16 protein-coding genes and 1 tRNA gene are annotated in these 16876 nt (G+C 72.0%); 3 read left to right on the top strand and 14 right to left on the bottom strand.

Going from position 1 to position 16876, the window contains the following annotated elements:
* Window positions 1-7 precede the first annotated feature (7 nt).
* The 3 genes from BIU89_RS00300 to BIU89_RS00290 form a co-directional block, all read right to left on the bottom strand.
* A tRNA-Arg gene (locus tag BIU89_RS00300) sits at window positions 8-82 on the bottom strand.
* A 13-nt stretch (window positions 83-95) separates the two neighbouring features.
* Entirely contained in the window at window positions 96-1199 is a 1104-nt protein-coding gene (locus BIU89_RS00295; RefSeq protein ID WP_071244069.1) for an epoxide hydrolase family protein, read from the bottom strand.
* Window positions 1200-1247: 48 nt separating this feature from the next.
* Window positions 1248-1973: a GntR family transcriptional regulator gene (locus tag BIU89_RS00290; RefSeq protein ID WP_217642806.1), complete on the bottom strand. Its 726-nt coding sequence runs from the start codon at window positions 1971-1973 to the stop codon at window positions 1248-1250.
* Between the two features lie 176 nt (window positions 1974-2149).
* Between BIU89_RS00290 and BIU89_RS00285 the strand changes: the two genes are divergently transcribed.
* Genes BIU89_RS00285 through BIU89_RS00275 form a run of 3 tightly spaced genes read left to right on the top strand, consistent with a single transcriptional unit; the run spans window position 2150 to window position 5026 of the window.
* Window positions 2150-2845: an HAD family hydrolase gene (locus tag BIU89_RS00285; protein ID WP_071244062.1), complete on the top strand. Its 696-nt coding sequence runs from the start codon at window positions 2150-2152 to the stop codon at window positions 2843-2845.
* Complete coding sequence (locus BIU89_RS00280) at window positions 2842-3909, top strand: alcohol dehydrogenase catalytic domain-containing protein (RefSeq protein ID WP_071244060.1); 1068 nt, start codon at window positions 2842-2844, stop codon at window positions 3907-3909. Before BIU89_RS00285 ends, BIU89_RS00280 begins: the two co-directional genes overlap by 4 nt.
* 7 nt (window positions 3910-3916) lie before the next feature.
* Window positions 3917-5026 (top strand): alpha-D-ribose 1-methylphosphonate 5-triphosphate diphosphatase, encoded by a 1110-nt coding sequence (locus tag BIU89_RS00275; RefSeq protein ID WP_071244059.1) that lies wholly within the window; start codon window positions 3917-3919, stop codon window positions 5024-5026.
* A gap of 48 nt (window positions 5027-5074) precedes the next feature.
* Here BIU89_RS00275 and BIU89_RS00270 read toward each other — a convergent pair whose 3' ends face one another.
* The 11 genes from BIU89_RS00270 to BIU89_RS19010 form a co-directional block, all read right to left on the bottom strand.
* Window positions 5075-6175, bottom strand: a complete 1101-nt coding sequence (locus BIU89_RS00270) for a TIGR03364 family FAD-dependent oxidoreductase (protein ID WP_071244057.1) — start codon at window positions 6173-6175, stop codon at window positions 5075-5077.
* Window positions 6172-7917, bottom strand: coding sequence for a PhnE/PtxC family ABC transporter permease (locus BIU89_RS00265; RefSeq protein ID WP_083404078.1), 1746 nt, complete (start codon window positions 7915-7917; stop codon window positions 6172-6174). The genes BIU89_RS00270 and BIU89_RS00265 overlap by 4 nt, the downstream gene beginning before the upstream one ends.
* Window positions 7914-8750 (bottom strand): phosphonate ABC transporter ATP-binding protein, encoded by an 837-nt coding sequence (phnC, locus tag BIU89_RS00260; protein ID WP_071244056.1) that lies wholly within the window; start codon window positions 8748-8750, stop codon window positions 7914-7916. Before phnC ends, BIU89_RS00265 begins: the two co-directional genes overlap by 4 nt.
* Before the next feature lie 35 nt (window positions 8751-8785).
* Window positions 8786-9727, bottom strand: a complete 942-nt coding sequence (locus BIU89_RS00255; protein ID WP_071244054.1) for a phosphate/phosphite/phosphonate ABC transporter substrate-binding protein — start codon at window positions 9725-9727, stop codon at window positions 8786-8788.
* Between the two features lie 187 nt (window positions 9728-9914).
* Window positions 9915-10787 carry an EamA family transporter gene (locus BIU89_RS00250; RefSeq protein ID WP_071244051.1) on the bottom strand — a complete coding sequence of 291 codons (873 nt, stop codon included), beginning with the start codon at window positions 10785-10787 and terminating at the stop codon, window positions 9915-9917.
* A gap of 354 nt (window positions 10788-11141) precedes the next feature.
* On the bottom strand, window positions 11142-12371 hold the full coding sequence (locus BIU89_RS00245; RefSeq protein WP_083404077.1) for a PrsW family intramembrane metalloprotease: 1230 nt from the start codon (window positions 12369-12371) through the stop codon (window positions 11142-11144).
* Complete coding sequence (locus BIU89_RS00240) at window positions 12368-13000, bottom strand: hypothetical protein (RefSeq protein WP_071244050.1); 633 nt, start codon at window positions 12998-13000, stop codon at window positions 12368-12370. Before BIU89_RS00240 ends, BIU89_RS00245 begins: the two co-directional genes overlap by 4 nt.
* On the bottom strand, window positions 12997-13824 hold the full coding sequence (locus BIU89_RS00235) for a CPBP family intramembrane glutamic endopeptidase (protein WP_071244048.1): 828 nt from the start codon (window positions 13822-13824) through the stop codon (window positions 12997-12999). Before BIU89_RS00235 ends, BIU89_RS00240 begins: the two co-directional genes overlap by 4 nt.
* A 163-nt stretch (window positions 13825-13987) precedes the next feature.
* Window positions 13988-14692, bottom strand: a complete 705-nt coding sequence (locus tag BIU89_RS00230; protein ID WP_071244046.1) for an AIM24 family protein — start codon at window positions 14690-14692, stop codon at window positions 13988-13990.
* Between the two features lie 194 nt (window positions 14693-14886).
* Window positions 14887-15381, bottom strand: coding sequence for an HNH endonuclease (locus tag BIU89_RS00225; RefSeq protein WP_027466591.1), 495 nt, complete (start codon window positions 15379-15381; stop codon window positions 14887-14889).
* Window positions 15382-15733: 352 nt separating this feature from the next.
* The gene (locus tag BIU89_RS19010; protein WP_176709426.1) at window positions 15734-16720 is read right to left on the bottom strand and encodes a C40 family peptidase; all 987 of its coding nucleotides are present in this window, start codon (window positions 16718-16720) and stop codon (window positions 15734-15736) included.
* Window positions 16721-16876 lie beyond the last annotated feature (156 nt).

Here is a 16876-nt window from a genome sequence, read left to right as displayed (position 1 = left end):
GACCTGCTGGTGCCCCTGGAGGGACTCGAACCCCCAACCGTTTCCTTAGGACGGAACTGCTCTTCCATTGAGCTACAGAGGCTGGCTCGTCCACTCTAGCGGCGGAAGCCCTGCAGGAACGCGTGCAGTTCGTCGACGAACAGGTCGGGCTGTTCGAACGGCGCGAAGTGCCCGCCGCGGTCGAGTTCGTGGTGGAACACGAGGTTCGTGGTTCGCTCGAGCCACTCGCGCGGCGCCCGCACGATGTCGCCGGGGAAGATCGAGAACCCGGACGGCACCTCGACCCGTCGCTCCAGCTGCTCCGCCGGGATCGCCGCGTTCGCGTGGTACATCCGCATCGCCGAGCCGATCGTGCCCGTGGCCCAGTACTCGGTGAGCAGCGCTAGCACCTCGTCGCGCGTGTAGACCGACCACGGGTCCCCGTCGCAGTCGCTCCACGCCCGGAGCTTCTCGAGGATCCAGGCGGCGAGACCCGCGGGCGAGTCGTTCAGCCCGACGGCGGCGGTCTGCGGCTTCGTGCGGTGCAGCATCGCGTAGGCACCCTCGGCGGTGCGCCACCGATCGGTCGCGGCGACGAACTCCCGCTCGGCGGCGGACAACGTCGACGCATCGAGGCCCGGCCAGGCGAGCCCGCCGTCGATGCGGTGCACCGCGACCACCCGGTCGGGGTGGTCGAGTGCCAGGTAGCGGGCGACGTGCGTGCCGATGTCGCCTCCGGACACCGCGAACCGCTCGTACCCCAGGTCCGTCATCAGCGTCGCCCACATGCCGGCCACCTGCCGGGCGTCGAGCACCTGCGGCGGTGCATCCGAGAATCCGTAGCCGGGCATGTCCGGCACGACGACGTCGTACCCGGCGGCGACGAGCATCGGCAGCACCTTGCGGTACCGCCACCCGGAGTCCGGCCAGCCGTGCGCGAGCAGGACCGGCAGGGCGTCGGACCGCTCGGCACGGGCGTGCAGCACGTGGACGCCGATGCCATCGATGACGACACGGCGCGAGGGCAGCGCGGCGAGCTCGGCACGGTGTGCGTCGAAGTCGAACCCGTCGGCCCAGTACTCGACGAGCGGGCGCAGGACGTCGAGGTCCACGCCGAGCGACCAGCCGACCCCGGCGGGCGCGTCCGGCCAGCGCGTGGCACGCAGCCGAGCGCGCAGGTCGTCGATGGTCGCGTCCTCGATGTGCGGTGTCTCGCCCATGTCGGCGACGCTAGTCAGCGCCACCGACGAACGGAAGACCGCAGCCGATCAGGTCAGCGGTGCGTCCCGACCGGCCTCGAACAACACCCGGATGGCGTCCGCCCGGATCCACCGCTCGCTCAGGCACAACGGTCGCTCGTCGTCGCGGTCCGACGTCAGGCTCTCGATGAACCAGCCGAGCGTGACCTCGTCGAGGTCCAGGTGCCGGGCGACGTCCTCGGACACCACGTCGGCGGTCGCACGGACCCATCGGCGGTGCGGCGTGGATCGTCCCACCTGCCGGAGCACCTCGTACAGCGAGTCCCTGACCTGCAGCGCCTCGGCGAGCTCGGGCACGATCGCCGGCGGGACCCACTCCACGCCCCACGCAGCCGGCAGCCCGTCGACCAGTGAGCGCCGGGTCAGGCGGTGCACGGGCGCGCCTGGTTGCAGGTCGAGGGACTCGGCGATGCGCGGTGGGACGGGGACGAGTGCACACGACAGCGTCACGCTCGACGGCTTGCCACCGGCGGCGCGGACGGTGTGGCTCCACGACGGTGCCGCCCGCGAACCGATCAGGTAGTCGATGCGGCGTGCGACGAAGCTGCCGACGCCCTTCACCCGGCGGATGCGGTTGCGCCGCTGCAGGTGCTGCAGCGCTGCCCGGGCGGCGGACCGCCCGACGCCGAAGCGCGCCGCCAGCTCAGCCTCGCTGGCCACCCGCGAGCCGATCGGCAGATCGGCCAGCTCGCCCTCCAGGGCGGCGGCGATGTCGAGGTATCGGGTCTCCGGCACGCTCGGACTGTAGCCGGTCCCCCTGGCGGACCGCATGCCTGTCCGGACAGGCCGTGACGAGCCTCCCGGCGTCGTTCACCTGGCGGACACCTGCGCACCGTCTGCCCGCCACGGGGCGCTCCGACGCTGGTCGGACCGCGCCGGTCCCGGCGTGACGGCACGAACCCAGGAGTCCCATGATCTCGCTCGTCTGCCTCGACATGGCAGGAACCACCGTCGACGACGGCGGCGTCGTCCTCGACGCCTTCCGCACCGCGCTCACCGACGTCGGCCTCGAGCACGGGAGCTCGGAGCACGACCGTGCGGTGCAGTACGCGGTCGACACCATGGGCCAGTCGAAGATCGCCGTGTTCACGGCACTCTTCGACGGGGACGGCGACCGTGCCGAGGCTGCGAACACCGCGTTCGAGCGCGCGTACGCCCGCACCCTCGACCGCGGCGTGCGGCCGGTGGACGGCGCCGTCGAGACGCTCGTCGCACTCCGCGCAGCGGGGCGGCGGATCGCGCTGACCACCGGGTTCTCGCCCGCGACGCGCGACGCGGTGCTCGACCTGCTCGGCTGGCGGCCGCTGATCGACCTCGCGCTCTCCCCCGCCGACGCCGGCCGCGGGCGCCCGTACCCGGACATGGTGCTCGCCGCCGTGCTCCGGACCGGCACCGACGACGTCCGTGACGTGGCGGTCGTCGGGGACACCGTCGCCGACCTGCTCACGGGACACCGTGCCGGCGCCTCCGTCGTGGCGGGCGTGCGGACCGGGACGCACCAGGATGCCGACTTCGCGACCGTCCAGCACACCCATGTCCTCGACTCGGTCACCGAGGTGCCGTCGGTGCTCGCCGAGGTCGAGGACGCCGCCCGGGTCCTGGCGTGACGCCGGTGCGCGCCGACGCCCGGTACGCCCTGTGGCACGGCGTCGGCGCCCCGGTCACCGTCGAGTCGCTGCCGTCGACGACGCTGCCGGACGGCGGTGTGCTCGTCGAGGTCGAGCTGGCCACCGTGTGCGGCAGCGACCTGCACACCGCGCTCGGCCACCGTCCGGGTCCGACACCGAGTGTCCTCGGCCACGAACAGGTCGGCCGCGTCGTCGCGGTCGACGCCGTGCCGCCGACCACCGTCCAGGGACAGCCGGTCCGGGTCGGTGACCGCGTCGTGTGGTCGGTCGCCGCGTCGTGCGGCGACTGCGACCGGTGCGTGTCGGGCATCCCGCAGAAGTGCCGCTCCCTGCGAAAGTACGGTCACGAGGCCGTCACCGCGGACTGGACGCTGAACGGCGGCTTCGCCACGCACTGCGTCCTGCTCCCCGGCACGGCGATCGCGGTCGTCCCCGCGCACGTGCCGGCGGCCGTCGCCGCGCCGGCGGCCTGCGCCACGGCTACGGTGGCCGCGGCTCTCGACGCGGTACAGCGACCGCTCGACGGCGCGCGGGTCCTGGTCACCGGTGCCGGCATGCTCGGGATCACCGCCGTCGCGATGGCCGTCGACGCGGGTGCCACCGTGACCGTCTCCGACCCGAACGCGGGCCGACGTGCCCGGGCGGTCTGCTTCGGTGCGGCGCGGGCCGTCGCCCCGGGTGACGCGATCGGGTCCTTCGACGTCGCGGTCGAGCTGTCCGGCCACCCCGATGCGGTCGAGGCGGCGGTGGACTCCCTCGACGTCGACGGTGTCGCCGTGCTCGTCGGCGCGGTCTCGACCAGCCGTGCGGTGACCATCGACCCGGAGCAGATCGTGCGGCGGCTGAACCGGATCGTCGGGGTCCACAACTACGCGCCCCGGCACCTCGCGACCGCGGTGGCCTTCCTCGCGCGCAGCGAGCTGCCCTTCGCGGACCTGGTCGAGCGGTCGGTCGGCCTCGACGCGGTCGGGCACGCCGTCACGACACCGCCGTCGGACGGGTTCCTGCGCCGCGGGGTCGACCCCGCGGTCGCCGTGGTGTGATGGCTGCGTGACGACCTTCACCGCTGCCCGTGTCCACCGGGGCGACGGCGGGACCCCGGGTTCGTCCTTCGCCGTGCGCGACGGCGTGGTCGTCGAGGCATCGGACGGACCGGTGGTCGACCTCGGCGACGTCGACGTCCTGCCGGGTCTGGTCGACCTGCACGCCGACTCGCTGTCCCGCTTCGAGCAGCCGCGCCCCGGCGTCCCGGTGCCGCTCAGGCACGCGCTCGAGTCCTTCGCCGCCGACGCCCTGCTCGCCGGCGTGACGACCGCCCTGCTGTGCTGCTCGGTGGAGCACGCGACGGCTCCGGCGCGCAGCGCCGAGCACGCCGCCGCCGTCCTCGACGCGGTCGCCGCGTCCGACCTGCCGGTCGACGTCCGCGTGCACCTGCGCGTCGACGTCACCCACGACGACGCCGTGGCGGCGGCCGGGAGGCTCGTGGCGGCGCATCCGGATCGGGTCACCCTGGTCTCGTACATGGACCACACCCCCGGACGCGGCCAGTACTCGACCGTCGCCGCCTGGAGACGGGCCTACCGCGCACTCGACCGCGCCGACGACGAGGTGCTCGATGCCCGCCTTGCGGCGTTCCACGCCGGTGCCGAGGGCATCGGCCGCCGACGAGCGGCCATCGCCGAACTCGCGAACCGGGCCGGTGTCGTCATCGCAGCACACGACGACGAGACGCCCGAGGCCGTCCTCGAGGCCAGGCGGCTCGGCGCCCGGATCTCGGAGTTCCCGGTCACCGAGCGCGCTGCGGCCGCGGCGATCGACGCCGGGCTCGGGGTCGTCGTCGGTGCCCCGAACCTCTGGCGGGGCGGGTCGCACGGCTCCGGGCTGTCCGCTCGCGCGGCGATCGCGGCCGGTCGGGCCGACGTGGTGGCGTCGGACTACCAGCTCGGGTCGCTGCTGCCGGGGCTGCGAGCGGCCGCCACCGCCGGGGTCGCACCGTTCGCCGAGCTCGTCGCGACGGTCACCCGGAACCCCGCGGAACACGTCGGGCTTCCGGACCGGGGGCTCCTGGCACCGGGTCGCCGTGCGGACTTCGTCGCCGTGCGCGAGGACCGTGTGGTCGGTGTCTGGCGCGACGGCCGGCAGCGGCTGTTCCGCGACTGACGGTCTCCCCCGCCGAAGACCACCGGGGTCAGCCGAGGACCGCCGGGGTCAGCCGAGGACCGTCGGCGCGATGCCGAGGCCGGTCGTCATACCGATGCCCGTGGTGACCGTCACGACGTCGACGCCCGGGACCGGCCGGTCGATGAGGAACTCCCGCCCCGGGGCCGAGGCGTAGACGCCCTGCCACCGGTCGACCACGGAGACCGGCGCACCGAACAGCCGCTCGGTCTCGGTGACGAGCAGCCGGAAGCCGTCCTCGTCCTGGAACGGTGGCGCGTCGACCTCGCGCTCGTGGGTGTCCCCGACGATGACGCTGCCGTCCGGCGGCGACGTGTACATCTGGTTGAGGTCCCAGCGGATCCCCTCGGGCAGGTCGGCGGCGAGCCGGTCCCGCAGGGCACCCGCTCCGGGCATCGCGGCGAACCCCGAGTAGCGCAGCAGCGACCACCCGGTCAGCAGCGGTGTGGCGAGCGGGAAGGCGAGCGGGATCGTCGCACGCAGCATGTGGAGCCGGCAGCGGACCAGACCGATCGACTCGGCGAGCTCCGGGAAGAGCTGGTCGAGGTCGTGGTTGGTGCAGACGACGATCCGGGTCCCCTCCACGACGCCACGACCGGTGCGGACGGCGCCGGTGGTGACCTCGAGCGCGGGGGTGCGCCAGTGGAAGGTGACCCCCTGCCCGGCGAGCCAGCGCGCGATCGCGGGTGCCGCCTCCCGGGGGTCGACCTGCAGGTCGTGCGCGAGGTGCGCGCCGCCGAGGGCCGTAGCGGGATCGACCGGCACCGCCGCGGCGATCTCGGCCGCGTCGGCCAGCCGCAGGTCCGCGCCGGAGTCGCGGTACTCCTCGAGCACCGCCAGCTCCTCGGGGCGACGGGTGACGACGTGTGCACCGCGTTCGCGCGCCGTGAACCCGGCGAGCTGCGCGAGTGCGAGCCAGCGGCGGCGTGCCTCCTGCGCGTAGCCGGCTGCCTCCCCGGTCTGCGGGGTGACGCAGGCGTGCCCGAAGTTCCGGACACTCGCACCGACGACCGCGGCCGCACGGTCGACCACCGCGACGCGGGCGCCCTGCCGGAGTGCCTCGTAGGCCATGCCGAGCCCGACGATGCCCGCGCCGACCACGACGACGTCGTACCGTTCCGTCGCGCTCACCGGAACACCCGCCGCAGCCACATGGCCAGGCCCTCGGTGACGAGCACCGTGACCAGGATGAGCAGGACGATCGCGGTGACGGACGCGTAGTTCGATCCCTGCGCTGCATTGAGGAGGTAGTAGCCGATGCCGCCACCTCCGACGATGCCGAGGATCGTCGCCGCACGGATGTTCGTGTCGAGCAGGTAGAAGGTGTGCCCGAGCATCGCGCGGAACCCCTGCGGCACCGTCGCCGAGGCGTAGCGCTGCAGGCGACCCGCGCCGGTGGCCGTGACGGCGCGCTCGGGCCCGGGAGCGACCTCTTCGAGCGAGTCCGCGATCAGCTTGCCGAGGAGCCCGATGCCGCCGAAGGCCAGGGCGAGGGTCCCCGCCTGCGCACCGAGCCCCGTCACGACGATGAGCACGACCGCGAGGATCGTCTCCGGGATCCCGCGGACGACGACGAGCAGCAGCCGTGCGCCGCCCCGGACCCCGCGCCCAGGAGCGACGTTGCGGGCAGCGAGGGACCCGATGACGAGCGAGAGCAGCAGCGCGAGGACGGTCGCGGCGAGGCCGATCGCGACGGTGTCGAACATCGCGCCGAACATGATGCCGGCGCCGTAGCTGCCGAAGGACGGCGGCCAGAACTGCACGGCGACGGCGGGGATCTTGCCCCACACGGTGACCAGGTCACCCCAGGCGATGTCGCAGACCACGACACTGCCGACGACGACGGCCAGGGCGACCCAGCACCAGATCGCGTTCCGGACCCGGACGGGGGTCCACGGACGACGGAGGGTGCCCTCGACCGTCGCGGCGACCGGTCGCTGCGTGGCCGGTACGGCCTCGGCTCGCTGGCGGTCCCGCCGACGCATCCACCGACGGGCAGCCGTGGCACCGATGCCGCGCCCGGCCGGGGCCACACCGAGCATGGCGGCGCGAACCGAGCTGGAGACGATCTCCATCAGGACGCACAGGCCGAAGATGACGATGGCGTACCCGATGCCGAGTGAGTAGTCGAGCGACTTGAACGCGAAGGACATCTCGCGGCCGAGGCCGACGATGCCGACGTACCCGAGGATGACCGACCCGCGCAGGTTGATGTCGTTGCGGTGCAGGATCGTCGCGACCCACGACGGCAGCACCTGCGGGAGCACCCCGGCGGTGAACTGCTGCGCACGGCTCCCCCCGGCTGCCCGGATCGCGTTGCGCGGCCCTTCGTCGATCTGCTCGATGGCGTCGGCGAAGAGCTTCGAGATCATCCCGACGGAGTGGATGCCGATCGCCAGGATCCCGGGCAGCGGACCGATCGTGAAGACCAGGACGAACACCATCGCGAGGACGACGTCCGGCACGGCCCGCGTCAGGACGCTCACGAACCGCGCGGCGGCCACCCACCCGCGGCCCGGGCTGGTGTTCGCTGCCGCCAGGTACGCCACGGGAACGCTCAGCGCGGCGGCGAGCAGGGTGCCGAGCAGGACGAGCCCGACGGTGAGCGCGGTCTGCTGCAGCAGCACCGGGGCGTCCGGGAACCGGATGGTCCCCACACGCTGGAAGAAGTGCTCGGCGTTCGACCACGACGCGATGATGTTCGGGATCGAGATGTCGACCCGCGCGACCGCGACGCACGCCAGTACGCCGAGGGCGACGAGGGTCAGCACCGCAGCGGTGCGCTCCGGCGAGACCCGGCGGCGGGGTGCCCGACGGGCCACGTCCTCGGCGAGCGCCGCCGCGGTTCCGGGTCGGGTGTCGAGCGTCGTCACGAGGTCCGCTCCCCCGCGTCGAGTGCGTGCAGCTCGGCCTCGATGGTGGCGAACTCGTCGGTGCTCGTCGCGACCTGCCCGTAGATCTCCATGACCTCCGCCTTGCCGAGGCCGTCGGTCCTGGTGTCCAGCACGACCTCGCCGTGCCGGAGCCCGATGATCCGGTCCGCCCACGACAGGGCCAGGTCGACCTGGTGCAGGCTGCAGAGCACCGTCAGCCCACGGTCGGCTGCGATCTCGCGGATGAGGCGCATGACCTGCCCGCTGGACTCCGGGTCGAGCGAGGCGACCGGTTCGTCGGCCAGGAGCACCGTCGGGTCCTGCATGAGGGCCCGGGCGATCGCGACGCGCTGCTGCTGCCCGCCCGACAGGGTGTCGGCCCGCTGGTAGGCGCGGTCGAGCAGTCCGACGCGGTCGAGGTGCCCGAGTGCGGTGCGACGGAGGCCGCGCGGGTACGACCAGAGGCCGAGCCGCGGGCCGCGGAGGGTCGCGAGTGCTCCGGTGAGCACGTTCTCGAGCACGGTGAGCGCCGGCACGAGTTCGAACTGCTGGAACACGAACCCGACGCGACTCCGCAGCTCGCGCAGACGACGCCCGGTCAGGCGGTGCACCTCGGGGCCGTTCACCCGGACGCTGCCGGACGTCGGGAGCTCGAGCGCGTCGACGTGCCGGAGCAGGGTGCTCTTGCCGGAGCCCGACAGCCCGAGCAGCACGACGACCTCGCCCTGCCCGACGCGCAGCGACACGTCGCGCAACGCCGTCGTGTCGCCGAAGCGCTTCGTCAGGCCGGTGATCTCGACGGCCGGGGTGCCGACCGGTGCGTGGTTCGTCATGGTGCTCCTCGGGCTGCCGTCTCGGGGTCGCCGGGTCAGGCCTGGCAGGTGGTCGACTTCGTCGTCTTGCAGATGTCGCGGATCAGGTCGTAGTACTCGTCGTCGACGGGCTTGGTGCCGTAGAAGACGCTGCGGAAGCCGTCGCTGTCGGCGCTGGTGACACCGGCGTCGATGATCTGGTCGATGGTGACGTCGGACAGTGCCTTCGTCAGCGTCTCCTTCTCGGCCGACGGCAGGGTGTCGGAGACGACGATCGGGGCGCCGGGGACCATCGTCTTCGCGATGACGCGCACGTCGTCGTTCTTCTCGACCTCGCTGTCCTCGGCGAACCCGGCGTCGCACTCGGTGCCCGCCGCGACCTTCTGGACGCTGACGTCGTGCTTGCCGGCGAACACCGGGGTGACGTCGGTCTTCGGGTCGACGCCCGCCTTGAGCAGGTTGTAGCTCGGGAACAGGTAGCCCGAGGTCGACGAGGGGTCGACGAAGCAGACCTTCTTGCCGGCGAAGTCCTTCAGCGAGTCGATGTCGCTGTCCTTCGGCACGATGGCCTCGGAGTAGTACCCGGGCTTCTGCCCCTCGGCGGTGATGATGGAGGAGATCGGGGTGATCTTCGCGCCGTTGTTCTTCGCCGTGACGTAGGTGAACCCGGAGAACGACGCGACGTCGATCTTGCCCGCGACGGACGCCTCGATGAGCGCGGCGTAGTCGGTCGACTCGTGGTACTCGACCTTCTTGCCGGTCTCCTTGGCGATGTAGTCCATCAGCGGCTGGTAGTTCGTCTCGGTGTCCACGGAGTCGGGGACCACGCCGAACACGATGGTGTTCTCGTCCGCGGCGTACTGCACGGCGTCGGAGCCGCCTGCGGGGCTGCCGTCACCGGTCGCGGCGGTGGAGCCTGCGGAGCAGGAGCTGAGCGTGGCGACGAGGGCCAGGGCGCCGGCCAGCGCGACGAGCGACTTGCGTGCGGAGATGGGCATGATGACCTTTCGGGCGGTTCGGGGGGCGGGTCCGGTGCGGACGACCGCAACTGTCGCAGCCGACCGGTGGAGCGGAGTTCCGTCCCGGTACACGCGGCGTGGACGGCAGGTGAACTCGGTTGGCACCTGTCCGGACAGGCCGCCGTCGCCGCCGTCGCAGCAATCACCGTCGCCGTCGCCGTCGTCGTCAGAGCGCGAGCAGCGCGATGCCGCCGAGCACGACCACCGCGGCACCGACCCGGGCGAGCGCACGGCCTTCGCGGAGCACCAGCACCCCGAACAGGCTGACGAGCACGACGCTCACCTCGCGCATCGGCGCGACGAGCGCCACGGGCGCCATGCCGATCGCGACCAGCACGAGGATGTACGACAGCGGCGACAGCACCCCGAACGCGAGCACCCGCGGCCAGTGCTGCCGCAGCACGGGCAGGACCTCGCGCCGCCGCGACCCGAGGGCCAGTCCGAAGAACACGACCTCGACCGCCGTGCACCCGACCATGAACGCAACCGGCGCGACGCCGAGGTCGCGGACGACGTAGGCGTCCCAGATCGTGTACGCGGCGATCGCCACCCCGGTGAGCAGACCCGCGACGAGCCCTGGGTCGATCCGCCTCCGCGGGAGCTCCGTCGACGTCGTCCCACGGTCGGCGAGCCCGACGGCGACCACACCGACGAGCACCAGGAGCCCGCCGACCAGGGCGATCCAGTGGGGGCGCTCACCCAGGAGCACGATCGCCAGGACGACGCTGATCGTCGGCCCGGTCCCCCGCGCCGTGGCGTACACCGTCGACAGCCGGCCGACCCGGTACCCCCGCTGCAGCACCAGCATGTACAGGACGTGCAGCACCCCGGATGCGGCGACGCCGAGCACGAACCCGCCGGGGTCCGCGTCGCCGAGTCCCCCGGTGAACGGGACCACACCGATCCAGGCCACCACGCTCGACACCGCGCCGAGCCACAGGAACGGCATCCCGATCCGGCTCACCCCGTGGGCGATGACGTTCCACCCCGCGTGGGCGACCGCGGCGGACAGGACGAGGAGGACGGCGAGCGGTGTCACGGCAGGACCTTCTGCCCGGCGCGCGGCGCGACGGGCGAGGTCCTCCAGGCTTTTGTCCGTTCAGATGACGGCCCGCGTTCGGTGGCGGACCGTGGCGCCGCTCGGACCAGTCGGACGGGGAGTCCCGGAACCCTAGGCGCTGTCGACGGGGACGCTAACACCGCCGAGGCGGCCGCCGCCAACCTGTCCGGACAGGCGCTGACGCGCGTTCACGCGCCGTTCGGCGGACGTTCCCCGGCGTCGTCAGATCGTGTCCGGTCCGGAAGCGGCAGACGAGCGGACGGGAGGCCCGTGGCGGGTCCGCCACGGGCCTCCCGTCGGTCGCTGGGCACGCTCAGGCGCGAGACGGCAGACCTACGCGGTCTGCTGACCGCCGTTCCGCACCCGGGTGACCTCCTGTCGGGTGAACGCGATGTGGTCCGGGTCGTCGAAGTGCGGGAGCGCTTCGGCGAGGTCGTGGATCGCGGTCAGCAGCACGCGGCGTCGTCGGCGCTCCTGCCGGGATCCGGCCGCCTTGACGTACCGCCGCCGAGTCTTCCGGCTGCCGACGACGGCGTCGAGTTCGTCCGTCGAGAGCAGCCCCGCCGCCACCTCGGGCGCGAGCACCGTACGGAGGTCCTCCTGCTCGGGGCGGACGGCGAACCGGAAGACGCGGAACACCACGAACACGACGATCACCGTCAGGATCGCGATGAACACCAGGTTGAAGGCCTGCAAGGGGCCGACGAGCGCGCCGAGGTCGTCCCAGAGGCCGTGCATGGCCATCGCGAGGACCATCAGCCCGACGCCCAGCCCCACCCGTCGGCGCTGGACGGGACTGCCGGCGAGCAGGAACAGCCCGGTCGCGAAGATCGCGGAGTACGCGATGTGCCCGGCGACCCCGGTCGCCATCCGCACCACGAGGGTCTCCGCCCCCGCGAGGAACGGGTGCGCGCCGAAGTTCGCACCGGAGGTCTGCGCGACGTAGAGCACGTCCTCGACGACCTGGAACCCGAGCCCGAGGAACGCACCCAGGATGAACGCGTCGAACGTGGTCCGGACGATCCGCGGTGCCAGGGTGATCAGGAGCACCAGACCGATGCCCTTCGAGACCTCTTCGGTGAAGGGCGCGGTGAGCCCGGCTGCCCAGTCGGCGGCCCAGCGTTGCCCGAAGGTCTTGCCGTACAGGCCGAGGATCGCGTCGTTGGCGTAGATCGCCATGAAGAACGTCGCCGCGGTGGCACCCCAGAGGAACGCGTGGACCACCAGGCTGATCGGCAGGGTCGAGTACCGGTCCATGGCACGGGTCGCCCACCAGAACAGGGCCGCGTACAGGACCAGGGCCAGGCTGTTGGTGGCGACCGCCGAGGCGAACGGCGCCACAGCGGACTGCAGGATCGTGACCGCGTTCCAGGCGCCGGCGATCACCAGCCCCCAGAACACCCAGAACGCGGCGTTCCGCGGCTGGAAGAGTTCCATCCGCAGGCCCCACCCGGACCGTTCGAAGACCGCCGTCCGTGCCTGCTCCAGCTCGGTCGGCACCGACGAGGCCGTGCCCGTCCCGGTGGTGCGCTCGGGACCCCGTCGGAACAGGTTCAGCCTCATGATCCGGCTCCTTCGACGGTGATCGACGACAGGGTCTGTCCGATCAGGGTGGCCGTCCTCGACGGTGTGCTGTTCGGTGTGCTGATGACGACTTCGACACCGACGCCGTCCGCGACGAACGCGGCGATGGCACCGTCGTTCCGGACGTCACGGAACTCGCTGATCACCCCGCGCACCCCGGACGCCGTCGTGACCGGGGTCACCGTCGACCGGAGGGCCTGGGTACCGGTGGCCGCGTTGGTGGACTCGATCTGCCGCAGCAGTGCGCGCGGCGTGCCCTCGAACGTGCCGGTCCGGAGCGTGATCGACGTCGTGCCGTCGAACACGGTCGCGGATGCCGGGTAGGTGCCGCCCGCCTCGGCATCCCCGGTGAGGACACCGTCGCTGATGCCCCACCCCGCTGGCGGCGTGAACTCGACGTCCTCCTTCAGCGACATCGTGCCCCCCGCCGGGACCGTCTCGGTGAACGACACCTGGTCGTTCAGCCACGGCACACCCCAGTGCATGATCGCGGCGGTCGCCAGCACGATCACCGCGGGGAGGACCGTCCGGCGGTCCAGCCCCCACCAGCGTCGGTCAGCCGGCACCCACCGATGCCGCCGACCGGTGGTCTCCATCGGGAGCGTCATGCGACGTCCGCCGATCCGGGCTGCGCTGCTCGTCGCGTCTTCCGGTCCTGCCGGGCGATGCTCACCACGAGGGCGATCGCGAGCGCTGCGGTGACGAACACCGACAGGGACGAGATGATGTCGGCGCCGGACATGTCCGACCGGTTGGAGTCGTTGTCGCCGGACTGCAGGAAGCGGGCGAAGTCGCCGAGCCCGTGCAGGAGGATCGGCACCCACAGCGTCCCCGTCGCACGGAGCGCACCGTAGAAGAGCGCCCCGTCGACTGCGAGGTAGAGCGTGTTGAAGAGGATCGAGGCGAGTCCGGTCCCGTCGAAGAGGTAGCCGACCGTGTGGGCGAACCCGAAGGCGAACGAGGTGATCAGCAGCGCGGTGATCTCGCGGTGGTGCCCGAGCACGGTGACACGGAGGATCCCGCGGAAGTACAGCTCCTCGCCGAACCCGATCAGCAACGAACCAACCAGGTAGATGAGCACCACGGAGACCGTCTGCTCCGACCAGGGCACCTCCACGAGGAGCCCGATCAGCTGCACCACGAGGACGATCGGGATGGCGAGCAACCACCACCGACGCCGCTCCGTGAACGGTGACGGAGCGGTCCACGCCTCGGCTGTCCAACCAGCCTGCCGGGTGAAGAGCAGGCCGACCACGATGAGGACCGGGACCGTGATGTAGTGGCCGAGGACGAAGTCGAGGGTGTCGTCACCGTGCGCGAAGGCGCTCAAGAGGTTCCCGCCCACGGCGGAGAGGAGGACGTAGAACGCCACGGCGGCGAGGCCAACCCAGATCCTCTTCGGGATCGTCCGGGTGCTGCGGATGTCGGTCACGGGTCCTGCTCTCGAGTCGGTGGGACTGCGGGCGGCCCGCCGTCAGCGCACCGGAGGACCAGGACGACACCGGCCGGAGCATGAAGCCCCCTCAGGTCTCAGGGGAAGTATGCCCGGACGCCGCGTCCTCCGGCCAGACCGGGTGCGGCCGGGCGTGGCAGGCTCAGTCGCGGTCGCTGCCCTGCGGCTTCGGCAGGTACGGCTGGATCGCCGCCGCGAGGGCCGCCGGCGTCATCGACTGCAGCCAGATCCGACCCGGACCGTGCACCTCGGCCAGGAACATCGAGTCCCCGAACACCTTGTTCTTGATGCCCTTCACCGTGGCGAACTCGACCGACGTGCCCGCGCGGTACATCGCCAGGTGCCCCGGGTGGACCAGCAGCGACTCCCCCGCGGCGAGCTCGACCTCGGTGAGTTCGCCGGCGAGCTGCACCCACGCCGTCCCCGAGCCCGACAGCGCCTGGAACACCACACCCGCGCCGCCGAAGATCCCTGCTCCCAGACGCTTCTGGAACCCGACGGACACGTCGACGTCGGCGGTGCTCGCCATGTACGAACCCGACTGCACCAGGAACTGGTCCGCCGGGTCCACCGTGATCTCGCGGATCGTGCCGGGGAGGCTCGCGGCGAACGTGATCCGTCCGCCCGCGGCCGACGCCGTGTACTCGGTGAGGAACAGCTGCCCGCCGCCGAGCGCACGCTTGAGGCCCCCGAGGAACCCGCCGCTGCCGCCGTGCGCGGTCGAGGTGTCCATGCCGAACCCGGGGGTCAGCCAGGCGACGTCACCGCCCTCGGCCACGATGCGTTCACCCGCGTCGAGCGCGAGCGTCAGGACGGGCATGGTCGTTCCGGAGATCTCGCTGCGCATCGTTGCTCTTCCCTCGTGTCGCCGGTCCGTCGGTCGGGGCTCCGACCGACGCCGCTGGCGTCGAGCCCAGGATGGCGGAAGCGGCGCGACCTGCCAAGGGCGGGTCGGGCACTGGTCGCGCCGGGCAACGGACTGGAGGCCCGTGGCGGCGTCGCCACGGACCTCCAGTCCGTCTCGTGGTGCGCAGACGGCCGCTACGCGGCCACGAGGTACTCGTCCCACTCCGCCTGCGGACGCTCGATGCCGCGCACGACCCACGAGGACCCGTGCGGCACCTTCGGCGGGAACCGGAGGCGCCATCCCATCTCCTGCGGGGTGCGGTCGCCCTTGGTGTTGTTGCAGGCCAGACAGCAGGCGACGAGGTTCTCCCACGAGTCCTGCCCACCGCGCGACCGCGGCTGCACGTGGTCGATCGTGGTGGCGTGGCGGCCGCAGTAGGCACAGTGGTTGCCGTCCCGACGCAGCACACCGCGACGGGACACCGGCACGAGCCTGGAGTGCGGGATGCGCACGTAGCGGGTGAGGATGATGACGGACGGACGGTCGTAGCTCGACGTCGACCCGGTGACCGGGTGTTCGACGTCGGCGGCGACGATGGCGGCCTTCTGGTTCATGACCAGCACGAGGGCTCGTCGGAACGAGATCACCGCGAGGGGCTCGTAACCGGCGTTGAGGACGAGAGTGCGCATGGGTTCCCTTCCGACGTGCCTGGACGGCTTCCAGGCGCTGCGGGTGCGTCGGACCGACGACGCGAACGGGTGAGGACGACCTGTTCACACCCCTGGAACCACGAAGAGCACCACCCGGATGGGCAGTGCTCTCGTCATGCAGGGGCGTGCTCGTGCACGCAGGCTGTGCTCGACCATATGTCGACGCGCGCGCGCCGACCCATGGTGCGGGTCGTGCGGAACATCGACATGAGGGTCTCCTGTTCGCGCCGGTGCGGACCGGTGCAGCGTCAGGTTAACCCAGAAACCGGCCCGGCACGAGGGTGCGCGGGCCGGTTCCGGTGAAGTTCACACGCCGGAGGGGCAGTGGTCGCTAGATGCCGAAACGGACGATGTGGTAGTCGCTGGTCCAGATCGGGCGGATCTGCACGGTGCCACCGGGCTTCGGGGCGTCCATGATCATGCCGTTCCCCATGTAGAAGCCGTCGTGCGCCTCGTTGTTGAAGATGACGACGTCACCGGGCTGCGCCTCGGACTCGGGGATCGTGGTGCCGGCCTGGTCCTGCAGCGGCACCGAGTGCGCGAGGTTGATGCCGTACTGGGCGTACACGAACATGATGAAGCCCGAGCAGTCGAAGCCCGACGGGTCCGCGCCACCGAAGACGTAGGGGGTGCCGATGTACTGCTTGCCGGTGGCGACCACGGCCGGCAGCGAGAACGGGGTGTCGGCGGCGGACGAGCTGGCCGCGTACTCGGCGGCGGTGGGCCCGGTGTACGAGGAGTACTGCTTCGCCGTCGCGGCCCGGGCGGACTGGGTCTGCTCGGCCTGCTCGGCGGCTTCCTTGGCTGCGGCGGCCTGGTCGGCGGCGGCCTGCTTGGCGGCCTTCTCGGCGTCGAGCGTCGCGGTGGAGGTCGCGCCGAAGCCGTCACGGCTCGTGTCGGCGAGCGCCACGGCGTCGGAGACCGACAGTTCCTGGCTCTGCGTGGCACGGACCTGACGCTGGGCGTCGGCGGCGGCGGTCGAGTTGCTCGAGGTCGTCGCGGCGAAGGCCGGGGCGACCGCGACCGTGCCGAACATGCCGGCGGCCACGGTGAGGACGACCGGCGCGAGGAACTTGCGCTTGCGCGACGACGAGCTGGCCTTCGCGGTGCTCGCGGCTGCGGCGGCCTGCGCGGCACGACGACCACCGGGCAGCGGGGCGGAGCGCACCGGCACGACCTTGCGGACCGGGCGGCCCTCGGTCTCGCGCACGGCCCGCCGGGTGAGCGGGGCGGTGGTGGCGTTCTCGGTGTTCGTCGGGTTCGCGGGCGTCTGGTCGTCCGCGGCGGTACCGGTCTGCGTCAAGAGGTGGGTCTCCAACGTCTCGTCATCACGCCGCCGTGGGTGTCCGGCGGTGTGCAACCCCATCCGTTCGTCATCGTTTCCGATCGAGGCAGGAGACGGGTTCGAGACGTCCTGCCACGGGTCTCCGGCTCAGGGGCAGCGCGGCGACTCGGACGAGTGTACGGAGGCGTC

Source organism: Curtobacterium sp. MCBA15_005, assembly GCF_001864855.1.
GTDB classification, from domain to species: domain Bacteria; phylum Actinomycetota; class Actinomycetes; order Actinomycetales; family Microbacteriaceae; genus Curtobacterium; species Curtobacterium flaccumfaciens.
This window is presented reverse-complemented; position numbering and strand designations above follow the sequence as displayed.

What these genes read in the sequence shown, in the direction of transcription:
- BIU89_RS00295 (WP_071244069.1), bottom strand. Translation starts at nt 1,199, where the DNA reads ATGGGCGAGACACCGCACATCGAGGACGCGACCATCGACGACCTGCGC.
- BIU89_RS00285 (WP_071244062.1), top strand. Translation starts at nt 2,150, where the DNA reads ATGATCTCGCTCGTCTGCCTCGACATGGCAGGAACCACCGTCGACGAC.
- phnC (WP_071244056.1), bottom strand. Translation starts at nt 8,750, where the DNA reads ATGACGAACCACGCACCGGTCGGCACCCCGGCCGTCGAGATCACCGGC.
- BIU89_RS00255 (WP_071244054.1), bottom strand. Translation starts at nt 9,727, where the DNA reads ATGCCCATCTCCGCACGCAAGTCGCTCGTCGCGCTGGCCGGCGCCCTG.
- BIU89_RS00245 (WP_083404077.1), bottom strand. Translation starts at nt 12,371, where the DNA reads ATGAGGCTGAACCTGTTCCGACGGGGTCCCGAGCGCACCACCGGGACG.
- BIU89_RS00240 (WP_071244050.1), bottom strand. Translation starts at nt 13,000, where the DNA reads ATGACGCTCCCGATGGAGACCACCGGTCGGCGGCATCGGTGGGTGCCG.
- BIU89_RS00230 (WP_071244046.1), bottom strand. Translation starts at nt 14,692, where the DNA reads ATGCGCAGCGAGATCTCCGGAACGACCATGCCCGTCCTGACGCTCGCG.
- BIU89_RS00225 (WP_027466591.1), bottom strand. Translation starts at nt 15,381, where the DNA reads ATGCGCACTCTCGTCCTCAACGCCGGTTACGAGCCCCTCGCGGTGATC.